Annotated in this window: 13 protein-coding genes; 9 read left to right on the top strand and 4 right to left on the bottom strand. The window is 59.1% G+C overall.

Annotated elements, in window-relative coordinates; genetic code table 11:
- Positions 1–408 precede the first annotated feature (408 nt).
- The 8 genes from V476_RS00290 to V476_RS00255 all read left to right on the top strand — a co-directional run bounded on the left by V476_RS00290 (position 409) and on the right by V476_RS00255 (position 7681).
- Positions 409–1320, top strand: a complete 912-nt coding sequence (locus V476_RS00290; RefSeq protein ID WP_080278489.1) for a LysR family transcriptional regulator — start codon at positions 409–411, stop codon at positions 1318–1320.
- 278 nt (positions 1321–1598) lie between these two features.
- Complete coding sequence (locus tag V476_RS00285; protein WP_024959872.1) at positions 1599–2627, top strand: beta/alpha barrel domain-containing protein; 1029 nt, start codon at positions 1599–1601, stop codon at positions 2625–2627.
- Positions 2624–3814, top strand: coding sequence for an isocitrate/isopropylmalate dehydrogenase family protein (locus V476_RS00280; RefSeq protein WP_003422999.1), 1191 nt, complete (start codon positions 2624–2626; stop codon positions 3812–3814). The genes V476_RS00285 and V476_RS00280 overlap by 4 nt, the downstream gene beginning before the upstream one ends.
- Positions 3798–4517 carry an RraA family protein gene (locus tag V476_RS00275; RefSeq protein ID WP_024959873.1) on the top strand — a complete coding sequence of 240 codons (720 nt, stop codon included), beginning with the start codon at positions 3798–3800 and terminating at the stop codon, positions 4515–4517. Before V476_RS00280 ends, V476_RS00275 begins: the two co-directional genes overlap by 17 nt.
- A gap of 34 nt (positions 4518–4551) precedes the next feature.
- Positions 4552–4959 carry an antibiotic biosynthesis monooxygenase gene (locus V476_RS00270; protein WP_024959874.1) on the top strand — a complete coding sequence of 136 codons (408 nt, stop codon included), beginning with the start codon at positions 4552–4554 and terminating at the stop codon, positions 4957–4959.
- A 31-nt stretch (positions 4960–4990) separates the two neighbouring features.
- The gene (locus V476_RS00265; RefSeq protein ID WP_024959875.1) at positions 4991–5962 is read left to right on the top strand and encodes an NAD(P)H-dependent flavin oxidoreductase; all 972 of its coding nucleotides are present in this window, start codon (positions 4991–4993) and stop codon (positions 5960–5962) included.
- Positions 5963–6047: 85 nt separating this feature from the next.
- Positions 6048–6827 carry a hypothetical protein gene (locus tag V476_RS00260; protein WP_024959876.1) on the top strand — a complete coding sequence of 260 codons (780 nt, stop codon included), beginning with the start codon at positions 6048–6050 and terminating at the stop codon, positions 6825–6827.
- Complete coding sequence (locus tag V476_RS00255; protein ID WP_024959877.1) at positions 6824–7681, top strand: DUF6282 family protein; 858 nt, start codon at positions 6824–6826, stop codon at positions 7679–7681. The genes V476_RS00260 and V476_RS00255 overlap by 4 nt, the downstream gene beginning before the upstream one ends.
- A 50-nt stretch (positions 7682–7731) precedes the next feature.
- Here the strand turns inward: V476_RS00255 and V476_RS00250 are convergent, their stop codons facing one another.
- The 3 genes from V476_RS00250 to V476_RS00240 form a co-directional block, all read right to left on the bottom strand.
- Positions 7732–8910 carry an LLM class flavin-dependent oxidoreductase gene (locus V476_RS00250; protein ID WP_017279613.1) on the bottom strand — a complete coding sequence of 393 codons (1179 nt, stop codon included), beginning with the start codon at positions 8908–8910 and terminating at the stop codon, positions 7732–7734.
- An 82-nt stretch (positions 8911–8992) separates the two neighbouring features.
- Positions 8993–9970 carry an LLM class oxidoreductase gene (locus V476_RS00245; RefSeq protein WP_016568376.1) on the bottom strand — a complete coding sequence of 326 codons (978 nt, stop codon included), beginning with the start codon at positions 9968–9970 and terminating at the stop codon, positions 8993–8995.
- Positions 9967–11532 (bottom strand): MFS transporter, encoded by a 1566-nt coding sequence (locus V476_RS00240; protein WP_024959878.1) that lies wholly within the window; start codon positions 11530–11532, stop codon positions 9967–9969. Before V476_RS00240 ends, V476_RS00245 begins: the two co-directional genes overlap by 4 nt.
- 158 nt (positions 11533–11690) lie before the next feature.
- On the opposite strand from V476_RS00240, the gene V476_RS00235 reads away from it, so the two are divergent.
- The gene (locus tag V476_RS00235) at positions 11691–12587 is read left to right on the top strand and encodes a LysR family transcriptional regulator (protein ID WP_024959879.1); all 897 of its coding nucleotides are present in this window, start codon (positions 11691–11693) and stop codon (positions 12585–12587) included.
- A 271-nt stretch (positions 12588–12858) separates the two neighbouring features.
- On the opposite strand, the gene V476_RS00230 is transcribed toward V476_RS00235, so the two are convergent.
- The gene (locus V476_RS00230; protein WP_024959880.1) at positions 12859–14187 is read right to left on the bottom strand and encodes a sensor histidine kinase; all 1329 of its coding nucleotides are present in this window, start codon (positions 14185–14187) and stop codon (positions 12859–12861) included.
- Positions 14188–14280: the final 93 nt, after the last annotated feature.

Genomic DNA, 14280 nt, shown 5'->3' with positions numbered 1-14280 from the left:
CCGGCTACCTGATGTTTCACAATCACTGCATCGATCAGGCCTCTTACCAGTTCTTGTTCTTCCATCGCCATGCGTGAAATCGCTTCGAACTGGTAGCGTAGGCGATCATCCGGCCCGCGTTCGTCGGTTTCTACTAATTAGCTTGCGAGAAGTCTGAGCAGGCTTGCGATAGTTGATATGTGTTTAATCAACCCCCCACCACTCCGGACACCCCCGTCCCCAATCATCCGAACCCCACTCCGCAATACCCACCCCTCAATAAACTAAACTACCCAGCGGCACCCGCTCGCTGTCCGGGCCTGAGGAAGTTGTCAGCCTTATCCTTATCGTTCTACGCACCTGCCAATGCTCGGTTTAAAACATAACAGAACTACCTATTCGCACGAACCGCATAAGGATAAGGCTTGAATGACAATGACTCCAGTGGATGGATCGGCTACCTTCGATGTTAACAACCTGTTCAGAAAACCCAGGATCTGTTTTGACTGGGAGGACCTGCGTTACTTCGTAATGTTTTCCACGGTCAGTTCCCTGAGTGGCGCTGCAAGGATGCTGGGTGTGGAGCACGCCACTGTTTCGCGCCGTATCGCTTCGCTGGAAAGGTCTCTGAATGTAAAGCTTGTCGACCGTCGCAAGCGTTTGTATGAACTGACTGATGAGGGACGGCGTGTGGCGGCGATCGGGCGACAGATCGAGGCGCAGACCCAGGCCGTTGGCCGTCTCGCGGTTGCGGCTCAGGTGGTGCAGGGTGTGGAAGTGACCATCAGTGCGCCGCCGTCGGTGGCGGTCGAGAAGCTGGTGCCACAATTGGGGGCATTTCGGGCGATGCATCCCGGCATTATGTTGCGCTTGTTGGGCGATCACCAGTATTCGTCGTTATCCAGTTGCCAGTCTGACCTGTGTATACGGTTTTCCAAACCTGTTGAAAGCGGCATTGTCGCGCGGCGCATTGGCACGGCTTCCTTTTCATTTTATTGCGCACGTTTTTATCTGGAGCAACGCCCTCCGGAGCATTATGAGTTTATTGCTTATGACAATGAACTGATGAGTGACAATCAGAATGGTTGGCTGAGGGATATCGTCGGTGATCGGCCCTTTGTGCTGGAGGCCAAAACGGTGGAGTTGCAAATTCGTGCTGCCGAAACCGGTGTGGGCATCGCGTTACTGCCCAGTTTTGCCGTAGAGGGCAATGATCGTCTGTGCCGGGTGGAGTTGTCGGCTCCGCTGGAAGTCGATGTCTGGCTCGGCGTGCATGAAGACTTGCGCGCGGTGGCTTCCATCCAGGCTGCCATGAATTATGTGGAAAGCTGTTATCGCTAGCCAGGGCTGAGTTCGCGCTGGTTATGTTGTCGGCAAAACAGTCGTGTGGTGAAAAAATTCCCATCCCCTCATCAAATATCGACAGTTTACAAGTTCGGCTGTTTTGACGAGGATCAATGTCGAGTGGAGCAGTTCATGACTCGTAACTCCGAGACGTTAAGGTGTCGGCTCGGCAAGGTTTGTTAGATGGCGCGCTGTTGGATAATTATAAAAACTCAAGCAGTGGCAAGATCATCTCAAGCACCCTGGTGACACCCTAAGGACAGCCGGAGATTCTCATGGCCGACGTAAAAATTCTCGACGTTACATTGCGTGATGGTGGTTATCGGAACAACTTCAACTTCACAGAAGATCAGGCGCAGATAGTGGTCGCTGGCTTGGCCAGTGCGGGTGTCGACCTCTGCGAAATTGGTTATTGCAAAGGATCCTTCGCCCCGAAAGGCGAGCACGGTCTGACCAGTGATGTAGGCGCAGGCTTCATTGAAAAGATTGCGCAGGCGGCCAACGGCCGTATCGAACTGGCCGTCATGGTTCACCCCAGAAACATCACCACGGATGACTTCGCCATGCTCAAGGAGCAGGGCGTTTCGATGATCCGCGTCTGTTTGAGGCGCGATCAACTGGATGAGGGGCTTGTGACCTTGTCGCTGGCTCGCGATCACGGCTTCAGTGTCAGCGCCAATGTGACGCATGTCACCTCGCAGACGCCAGGCAGCGTGCTTGATACGGCAGTGCGCGCGGAGGGGGCCGGCGCAGATATCGTTTGCTGTGCGGATTCCAATGGCCACATGTTGCCAGCCGATGTAGACCGACTGTTCAGTCGTCTCTCAAGCCGGCTGTTGGTGCCGCTGGGCTTTCACGCGCATAACAATCTGTCGTTGGCGCTGGCGAATGCAGCGGCCGCTATAGAAGCCGGCGCTGAATACATCGACACGTCCATATGCGGCATGGGCAAAGGGGCCGGCAATCTTCACCTGAGTATGCTGGTTGCCTACCTGGAGCGTACGGGCGTCAGTCATGGTTATGACCTGGTGAAAGTGATGGAACTGTCGGAAGCCACGGCCCGCGCGGTACCGCACAACAATATGCCCAGCCCGCTGATGGATGTCATTCTGGGCACTTACAACTTCCCCTATGACAGCAGTCAACGCGTGCGCGACACCCTCGAGCGCTTTCAGTTGACCTCCGAGTACCGAGCGATCGAGGTGATGCATCAGCAGGACAAGGTGGCGCGTCTTGCGCCGCGAGCGGTGTTGTCGACCATCGCCACCGGCTTGCCGAATGGCGTCAAGGGAGTCGCGCTATGACCATTCAAGTGCTTAGAAAGCGCATCTGTGTCTTGCCCGGTGACGGAATCGGCATTGAGGTCATGGAGGCGGCACTTCCGGTAATCGCGGCGTTGAACCTGCCGTTCGATCTGATTGCGGCGGACATCGGTTGGGAATGCTGGAGGGCCGAGGGGGAAACCGTTCCGGCCCGGACCTGGGAGATCATGGCCAGTTGCGACGCGACATTGCTTGGCGCAATCACCAGCAAACCTCTGGCAGAGGCCGAAGCAGAGTTGCCACTGGCGCTTCAGGGCCAGAACCGCCGCTATGTCAGCCCGGTCATTCAGCTCAGGCAGAATCTTGACTTGTACGCCAATGTCCGCCCGGTCACTGACATGACCGGCGAAAACAGATTTCGCTTTGTCGTGATCAGGGAAAACACCGAAGGGCTTTATGCGGGGCTGGACTTCGGTTGTATCCCGGATGCACTGGTGCCCCTGCTCGAAGAGCGGGAAGCCCTTGGCGCGGCGTGGCAGCGAGAAGGGCAGGATGATGCGACGGTGACGTTGCGCCTGCAGACGCGAAGTGGCCTGACGCGTATTTTCGAATACGCCTTCGAGTACGCCCGCAAAAACCACTTCACGCGGGTCACGTTTGTCGACAAACCCATGGTCCTGCGGCACAGCAGCGCCTTTGCACGGGGCATCTTCGAAGCAACAGCTCAGCGGTATCCGGACGTGACCGGGGTCATCGAGAATGTCGATGCGGTTGCCCTGTGGATGGTGCAACGTCCCGAGCGCTTCGGGGTGATCGTTGCCGAGAACATGTTCGGCGATATTCTTTCCGATCTCGGCGCCGGAGTCATGGGAGGTCTGGGGTTTGCGCCCAGTGGCAACTTCGGCAATTCAGGGGCTTATTTCGAACCGGTACACGGCAGCGCGCCTGCCCATGCGGGGTTGAACAAGGCCAACCCCGGCGCGATGTTCATGGCCATCGCACTGATGCTGGAGCATTTGGGGTTCCCGGCCGAGTCGGCGTGTATCAGCCAGGCCGTCAGCCTGGTTTCTCGCACATCCACACGCACGTATGACCTTGGCGGTTCCCATACCACGGCTCAGGTGGGCGAAGCGATCGTTCAACAGTGCATCGAGTTGCAGTCCCGCACGTTCGGGTATGGCAACGAACAGGTTGCAGCACAGGGAGAACGTCATGTCAGCGCACTTTGAAGCTGTACCCATTGCGCAAGCCGTGCTGGAGGCATGTGAACATCTCGACACTGCGTCCTTGTCTGACGCGCTGGACAGCCTGGGGATCGACGGCGGGCTTTCGGGTATTGCCTCGCAAGTACCTGGCACTCGTTGCGTGGGCATCGCGTTTACCGTGCAGTACGAGCCGGTCGATGCCTCTGCGCTATTCAAGGGGGCTGCCAACTATATCGATCATGTACCGGCCGGTGCGGTGATTGTTTCCTCAAACAACGGACGCCAGGACTGCACGGTATGGGGCGACATCATGACCCACTTCGCGTTGGCCAATGGTATCAAGGGCACTGTGATCGATGGCGTGGCGCGCGATATCGATACGGTCATCGAGTGCAGCTACCCATTGTTCAGTCGTGGACGTTTCATGCAGTCGGCAAAGAACCGCGCTCAACTCCAGGCTGTACAAGTGCCTCTGCTCATCGATGGCGTGACGGTCCGGCCCGGCGACCTTCTGGTGTGTGATGGCAGCGGGTGCGTTGTGATTCCCCAGCAACTGGCCGCCGAGGTCGTACGCCGTGCCCAGGCGGTCGAGCAGACAGAACGCCGCATCATCGAAGCCATATCGGCTGGCTGGACGCTGGAAAAAGCCCGCAGCACCTATCGCTACGACCAGCCCTGGCTGACTGACGCTGAAAAAATCAGCGTCGCGATGCCTTCGCAGGCGTGAACTGATCTGCCTTCCCACTTGAATGGAAATGATGATGAAAATGGAATTGTTCGACGCTCAATCCGTCACCGATGACAACGCGGTTTATCTGATCAATGTCGTACAGGTAAATGAGGGGGCTCAGGATCTGGCCATTCAGATTCTTGAAGAGACGGTCAGTTACGTGGCACGCACTTACAGTGCCTTCAAATGGAGCCGATTGATGAGAAGCATCGACGGCAAGACCGTTATCAATCAGGCGCAATGGAGCGATCGCAGCCAGTTCGAGTCGCTGTTTACCGACGCAGAGTTTCTGTTGCGCTACTCCCGGTTGAAAGAAACCGGCACTTGGGAATATCACCTGTACAACGTGGCCGAGTACATCACCCCTGAAATTGCCTTCAGAAGGCCGGCTGAGCCACTACCGGCAGAAGAGGGCGGCGCACAGGCCGCCTTCGTCTGATATTCACTCGGATTTGCACAGGGATTATGCGATGACCACGATCAATACAGCACTGACCTCACTTCTGGGCATTGACCACCCGCTGATTCTGGCGCCCATGGGCGGCGCTTCCGGTGGGCGTCTGGCGGCTGCGGTTTCCCGTGCCGGTGGCCTTGGCCTGGTGGGTGCCAGTTACGGCGACCCGCAATGGATGGCGCGTGAACTGGAGATGATGCGAGAGGTGCAGCAACCTTGGGGCGTAGGCCTGGTCATGTTTACCGTGGCCAAACAGTTCGAATTGCTTCTTCTGGCGCTGGAGTATCGTCCGGCGGTGGTTGCCCTGTCGTTTGGTGATGTACGTCCTTTCGTCAGGCCCATCCATCAGGCCAATGCCAAAGTCATCGTTCAGGTGCATGACGTCGACCAGGCGCTTGAAGCGCTGGACGCCGGTGCCGATGCGCTGATCGTGCAAGGTGCCGAGGCGGGTGGTCACAGTTTGCGCCGCGCTTCATTGCCGCTGTTCCCGGCGGTCCGCGACGCTGTGGGTGAGCATGTCGTGCTGATCGGTGCCGGCGGCATCGCCGACGGGCGTGGCATGGCTGCTGCGCTGGCGCTTGGCATGGACGGCGTGATGATGGGCACGCGCTTTCTGGCTTCGCAGGAGGCACTGCCTTCCGAACGGGTAAAACAACGACTGCTGCAGGCGGTCGCGAGCGATACGGTGCGAACCCGGATCTTCGATCAGGTGCGCGGCATCGATTGGCCCGAGGGCTACAGCGGGCGCGTGATCGGCAATGACTTTTCCGCTAGTTGGGTGGGTGAGGAGCAGGCTTTCGCTGCGTCAGCCGGTAAGTTGCGCCTGGACTATGAAGCCGCGCTGGCAGCCGACGATGTCAGTATCCGGGCCATCTGGGCAGGCGAAGTCGCGGACCTGATCAAGGAGGTGCTGCCCGCACAACTGATTGTCGAGTCGACCTTGCGCGGGTATGCCGCCAGTGTCGAACGCCTTCGCACGGCCCGCTGACCGTCACGATGGAACCCTCACGATGGAGCAACGACCGGACCCGCTCGACAAGGCGGGTCTTGTTCTTTTTGCAGGAGCAAAAGCCATGAGTCATTGCATGACCTTCCGGACCTTTGGTGCCGGGCATTCGCGCGTCTTTATTCTGTCACCGGTGATGCCGGTCTGGGACGAAGGTGGTTTTGCCCAACCGCTGATCGAGCATTTCACCGCGGCCGGTTTTCAGGTCACGGTGTTTGATTCCCTGTCGCTACCTGTCGTACCAGACGAGGACTTTGGTGCCTTTACCGAGCGCTGGGCCTGCGCGCTCGAGCCGTGGGGTGTGCCGGATGTACTGGTCGGCGTTGCCCTGGGTGGTGCATTGGTGCAGGCACTGGCACGCACTTCATTTCTGCAGTCGACACCTGCTTTGCTGCTGCTGTCTTCCCCGGCCAAGGCCGACGGGTTACTCGATGCCAGGCTGGGACATATGGCGGACCTGGCCGAACAGGGGCATGTCGAGCAAGCCAGGCATCTGTTGGACAATCTGGTATTGCCTGACGGGCAGGTCCATGAACGAGCGGACCCAGCCGGCCACGAGAGTCACGCGACGCTTTCGATGCAGGGGCAGCGCCTGACAGTGGGTTTCCGGTTGCTGGCTGGTGTGGATGTCAGTGAATGCCTGCTCGATTACCAGGGGCGCGTGTTGAGCGTGTTCGGCGAAAAGTCGCAATTGGTGGGTGCGCGCCATGTGCTGCGTACCAGTGGCCAGAGGCAACGCTCGTTGTGCGTAGAGGGTGGCGGGATGCGTCCGCTGGCGGATGACTTGCAGCAGGTGCTGGACAGCATCGACGCGTTCCTGATGACCCGCCAGGAGTGCGTGCAATGAGCCAGGTCGACGCGCTGAACTTCATCGATGTGCATTACCACGCCAATCCTGACGCGTTCATTCGTCGTCATGGTGCGATCGAGGCGGGCAGGTGCTACGCGCGGGCGCAGGGCAGGGTGGTGCTGAAGAATCATCTGGGGTGTACGGCAGCCCAGGCGTGGGAAGCGCGCGATCAGGGTTTTCCGGTCAGCGGCTCGGTGGTGCTGAACGAGATTGCCGGCGGCATCGACTATCGTGTGGTCGAGCGCAGCCTCTGTGTGCGTGGCGATGAGCCGGGGCGTTTCATGGTTCATTTGCCAACCGTGACCGGCAGAACGCATGCCAGCACGCTGGCCCGCAACCTGAGCCATCCGCTGTTGCGGGACAAGCCCATCAAGCCTGCCAGAGTGACATCGGAGAGCGGCCGCCTCACGCCACAGGCGCTGGATATTCTGAGAATGGCGCGTGACTATCCGCTGGTGATCTCGACCGGGCATGCCGATGCCGATGAAGTCAGGACGCTGATCGACGAAGCGCTACGGATCGGTGTGCCAAGGTTGATGCTCAATCAGCCTGCCAATCCGTTGACCGGTCTAGACGCGGCCGAGCTTGCGCTGATCGGCACAGAGCCATCGGTCTACATCGAGCAGACCGCACTGACGTACTTGCTGGGCTATCAGGACCGGCAGGATTTCAGCGATGTGTTGAGCCATGTCGGCAATGTGGTCTACAGCTCGGACCTGGGGCAGACCAGCCAGATCGATGTCCACGAGTGGCTGTCGCTGAGCGGGCAGTGGTTCGACGCGTTCGGCTTGAGCGGCGAGCGCCGCATCGAGGTGACTCTGTTGAATCCGCAACGCATGTTGGCCCTTTAAGCTGTTCGGATAAGGCCGCCCTGGCCAGCACTGCCAGGGCGGCCTGGCCATCAGGCTACTTCTGCGGACACCTTCGAAGTAATCGCCTCCACCACTCTGGATTCACGCAGGCCCGCGTCTTCCATCAGTGGCAGTGTTTCTCTCACGAAGTCCTTTATACCCTCGTGGTAATCGAGCCACGTCAGGGCAATGCCGTCGATCCCCCAGTCAGAATACTTCCTGAACAGCTCCACGATCTTCTCGGGTGTGCCTACCAGTGGCACCCCGGCGAATCCGGCCTTGAAGTGGAAACGGAAACGCACGGCGTCTTCGGGGGTGAAAATGCCGGTCTGGATACCCAGCTCGCCGGTAATGATGTCGCAGCCCTCATCGTCACCCACCTGGTTGGCGTAATAGTCCAGGTAAGCGTCTGCTTCCTCTTGCGTGTCCTTCTGCACCACGTAGCCATAACACCATATCTTTATGTCACGGCCGAACTTCTGTTTCGCCAGGTCCTTGTAGGATGCAATCTGCTCACGCACCGCTTGTTCGCCGTCCAGATGTTTGACGATCAGGAACGCGGCGTCGCAATGTTCTGCACAGAATAGTTTGCCGCGCGGCGACCCTCCGGCATTGATCAGGTAGGGTTTATTCAAGGGTTGTGGCTGCGAGATTGCGCCGCAGATGTTGAAATACTCGCCTTTGAAGTCGAACGGGGTCTGCTGCTCCCAGGCATTTTTTGCAATGTGCAACCACTCTTCCGCGTAGTCGTAGCGTTTGTCGTGCTCCATCATGTGGCCGCTGAACATGCGCATTTCCGCGCCATACCAGCCGCAGAGGATATTCAGCCCGAAGCGCCCGCCGCTGATGTGGTCGATGGTTACCGCTTGTTTGGCCGCGAACAGCGGGTGCACGGTGGGCAGGTGCGAGGTGGTGAAGACCGCGATCTGACTGGTCAGCGCTGCAATCCCGGCAGCCCAGGTATAGGTTTCGAAACAGACACCGCCAGTATTGTTGGTACCGCCGAAACCTTTCCAGCGGCCTACCGGTATGAAGGCCTCAAACCCCGCATCGTCGGCAATCCGCGCGATTTCCAGGTTGCCAGCCCAATCGTCTCCGCGCAGGCGTTCAGGCGCATTGGTGACGGTGCAGCCACCCTCGGTATTGGTGGAGAAAACACCCAGCTGTATCTTGTTCGGGCTGCTGCGCATCGGGTTGGTTTTTATCGGATAGGATTTTTCAGCGCGCATCGTGACCTCCCAGGTCGGTAGTTGGATCGTTCGTCCTTGCTAAATCCTGAACCTGCGGTGGCCGAGCCGACCAAGTAGTCGGTCAGGCATGATCACCCCGGCGGGTCGGGAAGTACGGCAGCACATACTCTTCCAGCTCTTGTAACACTTCTGTGGCCGGGCGCCTCAGGGGCTTGAGGTTCAGCGCAACATGCGAAACACCCTGTTCGCGCTGACGCTGCCACAGGGCGATGAGGGCGTTGCGCCCGGTACTGATTCCGCGGCCGACTTTCATCGGCGCGTCCTTGTTCTCGTCCAGATCGAAGAACGTCGCATAGCCGTAGGGCTTGAAGTGCCTTTGCTCATTGGCACTGCGCCAATGATTGATCACTTCAGGCAAGGTGTCGAAGCCGCTCTGATGCCATATCCAGCCATCCATGTGATTGGCCAGCCATTTGATGTCCTGCTGACAGCGGCCGATGGCAAGCATCGGCAGCCGCCCGAAAACCGGTTTCGGCAGTAGATCCAGCGCGCCATTGAGTTGTCCGTAATGGCGCGATCTGAACACTGGAAAAGACTGCTCGGTCACCGCGTGCAGCAGTTCGACGCCGTCTCTGAAGCGTTCTGCACGGGTGTCGAACTGCTCGCCGAACGCGGGATATTCCCCGGGCCTGTCCCCCGTCGACAAACCCAGCAGGAAGCGCCCCTCAAGCAACACGTCCACGCTGCACGCCTGTTTGGCAACCATCAGCGGATTGCGCAACGTCAATATGATACCTGCCGTGCCGATGCAGATTTGCCGGGTGACGGCAGACAGCAGCGCGGCGTAGACAAAAGGGTCGAACACTTGACCGGCGTCGCCAAACCCCGGATCGAGAAGCGGTACGTCGCGCAGCCACAGCGCGGCGAAACCGGCCTTGTCGGCCTGAATGGCGAGTGCCAGATGGTCTTTCATGGTCGGCGCTGCGGAGTCGGGGTAGCCCTCCAGCGGCGCGATCAACCCGAACGTGAGATGACCCGGCGCGAACACTTTTGCAAAGGCTGGATGCCGCTTTGCGCCTGGTATTTCATAGGGACTCACTTGGTTTCGCCCGCCAGTTCAAGCGTATCGGAGGGCTCTATGGGCGGTTCTTCATGAGCGCGTACGCGACCAAGCAGCGCAAAGACCGCCACGGCCGTCAGCACGGTGGCGGCGCTTAGAATGAACAGCAGATTGCGGAAGGCACTGACGTACTGTTGGTGCAGAAACGCTGCCTGACCGGACAGAAGACTTGTCGCATTGTGCAGATCGCCCAGGGCAGCGCGGTTGGCCGCTTCGGTGACCACCTCAGGTGAGACACCCTTGAGTGCGTCGAAAAGCCCCCATTGAATGAACGTTGCAAGCAGGGCGCCGGCGATTGCGATAGCGATCCCGTCTGCCGAAACGCGCACCGCGTTGAAGATGCCGGTGGCCATGCCGGCGCGTTCTTTTTCAACGACACTGATCGCCATGCCGTCCATCAGCCCCCAGGGCAGGCCGATACCGATACCGATCAAGGCCATCGGCAGCAACGCTGTCCTGATCGCGCCACTGTCCAGTGCCAGCGCCAGCCATAACAGGCCGGCCGCCACCAGCAGCAGCCCGACGCCGGACAGCAGTCCTGACGTGAAACGACGTGCCAGCTGCGCGGCAAGCAGCGGCACGATCAGCAGGGGCGCCGCCAGGGCAGTCATCATCTGCCCGGTTTCAAGGGCGCTGAGGCCGTCGATACCAATGAAGCGTGCTGGCAGCATGATGATCAGCACGACGAAGAAAAATGCGGGAGTGGCTGCAAGAATCTGCACGCCGACAAAGCGCGCGCTCTTGAACAACGAGAGGTCCAGCATGGGGCGGGCGACGCGCCGCTCCACCGCAATGAATACCCAGAACAGCAGCAGTGAGCCGATGATGCCACCCATCACCAATGGATCGGTCCAACCCTCTTCAGGGGCGAGCAGAATGGCATAAGTGAACAGGGTCAATGCTGCGGTAAAACTGATTGCGCCCGGCCAGTCCATACCTGTTGCGTCGGGATCCTTTGACTCGGTGGCGCTGAACAGCACCAGCAGGAACCCCGCGACGCCGATGAGTGCAGTCGCATGGAATGACCATTTCCAGCCTGCCGAATCCACCAGCGAGCCGGCTGCGAGAGGGCCGAAGGCCAGACCTATACCGAAGGTGGTGCCCAGCAGGCTGAAGACTCGGGTGCGCTCGGCGCCATGAAAGGTCTGGGCAAGCGACGACATCGCCCCGGCGAACGCTGCCGCGCCACCCAAGCCTTGCACCAGTCTGAGCAGGTCGATCTGGACGACGGAGGAGGCTGCCGGAATGGCGAAAGTGGAGAGCACGAATATCGCCAGACCGATCAACCAGACGCGTTTTCTGCCGTAGATATCCGTCAGGCTCCCGGCGGCCATCATCGCGCTGCCGTAGGTCAGGATGTAGGCGTTGATGACCCATGTCAGCTCGACGGCTGATCCGCCCAGTGCCTGGTTTATCGACGGCAGAACCACGGCAGGGCCCGTGAAGCATAACGGGATCAGAATGCCGGTCAGGCAAGCGGCGAGCAGTTGCCCCCATCGTCCCGCAGTGGGCTGTGTTTGAACCCTGTGTGGTGTGGTCATGTGCAATGTCCCTGTGAAGCGTGCTCGGGTTTTGCCGTGGTGCACGCGTTTATCCAAGAGCGATCGCCCTGCCGCGAGATTAGGGGTTGCGCCCGCAAACAAAAACAGGCTTATGTTCCGAACGTATAGGACAGGGTTGTCCTGAATAGGAGTGGGTATTGGAATCGCTCGGAAGCATCGCCGTGTTCGTTCTGGTTACTGAAACGCGGAGTTTTACCCAGGCCGGAAAACGCCTGGGCATCTCTTCGTCGGGGATCGGCAAGAGTATTGGCCGTCTGGAGGAGAGCCTCGGCGTCCGCCTTTTTCATCGCAGTACGCGCAGTATCGCCCTGACGCTGGAAGGCTCGATATTTCTGGAGCGTTGCCGGCGGATTCTGTCGGAGCTGGAAGCGGCGGAAATGGAGTTGAGCAATGCCAGAGACTTGCCCAAGGGCAGGTTGCGGATCAGTTTGCCATTGGTCAGCGGACTGGTGATGCCGGTGATCATCGACTTCATGCGTACCTATCCCGATATCGAACTGGACATCGATTTCTCCGACCGCATGGTCGATATCATCGAGGAGGGCTTCGATATCGTGTTACGCACCGGCGATCCCGGTGACTCGGGGCTGATGTCGAAGCGGATGGGCAGTTTCCAATTGCGCGTTGTCGGCGCTCCGGACTATTTTGCCCGGCACGGTATACCCCGGCATCCTGGGGACCTGAGTCAGCACGCCTGCCTGTTGCACAAGTTTCCTTCCACTGGAAGGTTTGAACACTGGCCGCTGCGCCGTGAGGCAGGCGTCGACGATCTCGAGTTACCCCAGGCCATGGTGTGTAATACCACCGAGATTCTGGTGGACGTCGCGCGGGCCGGGTTGGGAATTGCCTGTCTGCCGGACTTCATGATTTTATCGGCCATTCGCAACGGCGAGCTGATACCTGTCCTGGATGACTACACGGTGCATACCGGAACGTTCAGATTGCTCTGGCCGTCCAGCAAGCATCTTTCGCTGCGCCTGCGAGTCTTCATTGATTTCATGCACGCCCATTTGTTCGCTCCTCCGTCAGTATGACTGCGCGGAGTGAGCCTGCAGCACCTGGCAAGGAGCACTGCTATGTATACGCTTTTATGCACGCAAGGTTCGGGTTCGGCTGCGATCGAGATAGCGCTACAGGTTGACGCGGAGCCAGTAGTCAACGCGGTCATACGACGCCATTGGCCTTGAAACCCCCGGCGACAGGATGAAGCGGGTTAGAAAATAAAAAAGCCGAACAGTGAATGTTCGGCCATTTTTATTTAACGGGTATCTGAAGTCACCACGCCTCGCTGGCGATGAGCCGTTGTTATTGTTCGGTTATATGAGCTGGTGCATTCGTTGCACTGATCGGGCCCAGTATTCTCAAGTAGAGATGCACGGTAGTGCCGCTTCCAAGTGCTGTTTCGACGCGTGCGCCTCCGCCGGCATTTACCGCAAACTCCTGCACCTGAACAAGGCCAAGCCCGGCACCCGGGTCCGAACTTCGGGTTGTGAAGAAGGGTTCGAACATCTGCTCCTTGAGCTCGGCGGTCATGCCAGGACCGTTATCTTTCACGCTGAGTACCAGATAATCGCCTTCCGGGAATTGCGGGTCGTCCTTGACGGACTCCAGCCGGGTCGAGATATGGACCTTGCCGGGGCCTGAAATTGCATCACGCGCATTACTCAGGAGATTCAATAAGGTGGTATGCAATTGCGCTTCGGCGCACAACACGCCCCAGCCTCGGGCGGATAGGTCGAATGACAGGTCCAGCGTGTCGCCCGCCGAACGCAACAGAAGATCACGCGCAGCATCGATCCGTTCGCTGACATCGATGCAGATCAGTTCGGGGCCGTCCTGGCGAACGCTGTTGAGCAGGCGAGTTACCAATTGGCGACCGTGATCCACTGCTCGTAGCCCGGTATCGCTGAGCGTCTCTACATCGGTCGGGCGGCGTGAGCGCATGCGGATCAGTTGCAAGCTGGCGCTCAGAGCCTGAAGCAGGTTGTTGAAGTCATGAGCGATGCTCGCTGTGAGCATGCCCAGTGAGGACACCCGTTGCGACTGACGCAAATTGCGCTCCAGCGCCAGGCTTTGGCTCTGGGAGCTTTCGAGCCCCAGCGCCAGCTCGGCGGCGTGCTGGTCACGTTGTTCCGAGACCAGGCGGTATTGCATCAGGGCTGCGGTTTGCCGCGCCAGTGCGAGCAGGGCACGACGTTGCTGTTCGCTCAGTACACGCGGCCAGATATCGATCACGCAGACGGTGCCCATTGCATGACCGGCCTCGGTACGAATCGGCGCACCTGCATAAAAGCGGATGTAAGGAGGCCCGAGCACCAGCGGGCTCTCTCTGAAGCGAGGATCGGTGGTCGCGTCTTCAACCACCAGCACATCGGAAGGCTGCAGGATGGCGTGGGCGCAGAATGCCAGGTCGCGGTGCGTCTCCTGCACGTCCAGGCCGATGCAGGCCTTGAACCACTGGCGCTCTCGGTCAACCAGCGAGACCAGCGCAATGGGCGCGTCGCACAGTGTTGTGGCGAGCAGCACAATGTCGTCGAAGTCTTGCTCGGGAGCACTGTCCAGTATCTTGAGATGCTCAAGGGACAGGACACGTTCTTCCTCGCTGGCGGGAAGTGGCGCAGGGTGGTGGGTCATGGGGCGCACCGCGATCGGATGAAATTGGGTCTTATGATGCCTATGATCCATAGAGCGCAGCAAGGTATACGCCGCATAAATCAGCTCGGCGTG

This window comes from Pseudomonas syringae KCTC 12500 (genome assembly GCF_000507185.2).
GTDB lineage: Bacteria > Pseudomonadota > Gammaproteobacteria > Pseudomonadales > Pseudomonadaceae > Aquipseudomonas > Aquipseudomonas syringae.
The sequence above is the reverse complement of the archived record's forward strand: the minus strand, read 5'-3'. Positions and strand labels throughout refer to the sequence as shown.

What these genes read in the sequence shown, in the direction of transcription:
- V476_RS00285 (WP_024959872.1), top strand. Translation starts at nt 1,599, where the DNA reads ATGGCCGACGTAAAAATTCTCGACGTTACATTGCGTGATGGTGGTTAT.
- V476_RS00290 (WP_080278489.1), top strand. Translation starts at nt 409, where the DNA reads ATGACAATGACTCCAGTGGATGGATCGGCTACCTTCGATGTTAACAAC.
- V476_RS00260 (WP_024959876.1), top strand. Translation starts at nt 6,048, where the DNA reads ATGAGTCATTGCATGACCTTCCGGACCTTTGGTGCCGGGCATTCGCGC.
- V476_RS00250 (WP_017279613.1), bottom strand. Translation starts at nt 8,910, where the DNA reads ATGCGCGCTGAAAAATCCTATCCGATAAAAACCAACCCGATGCGCAGC.
- V476_RS00240 (WP_024959878.1), bottom strand. Translation starts at nt 11,532, where the DNA reads ATGACCACACCACACAGGGTTCAAACACAGCCCACTGCGGGACGATGG.
- V476_RS00270 (WP_024959874.1), top strand. Translation starts at nt 4,552, where the DNA reads ATGAAAATGGAATTGTTCGACGCTCAATCCGTCACCGATGACAACGCG.
- V476_RS00280 (WP_003422999.1), top strand. Translation starts at nt 2,624, where the DNA reads ATGACCATTCAAGTGCTTAGAAAGCGCATCTGTGTCTTGCCCGGTGAC.
- V476_RS00265 (WP_024959875.1), top strand. Translation starts at nt 4,991, where the DNA reads ATGACCACGATCAATACAGCACTGACCTCACTTCTGGGCATTGACCAC.
- V476_RS00275 (WP_024959873.1), top strand. Translation starts at nt 3,798, where the DNA reads ATGTCAGCGCACTTTGAAGCTGTACCCATTGCGCAAGCCGTGCTGGAG.
- V476_RS00255 (WP_024959877.1), top strand. Translation starts at nt 6,824, where the DNA reads ATGAGCCAGGTCGACGCGCTGAACTTCATCGATGTGCATTACCACGCC.
- V476_RS00230 (WP_024959880.1), bottom strand. Translation starts at nt 14,187, where the DNA reads ATGACCCACCACCCTGCGCCACTTCCCGCCAGCGAGGAAGAACGTGTC.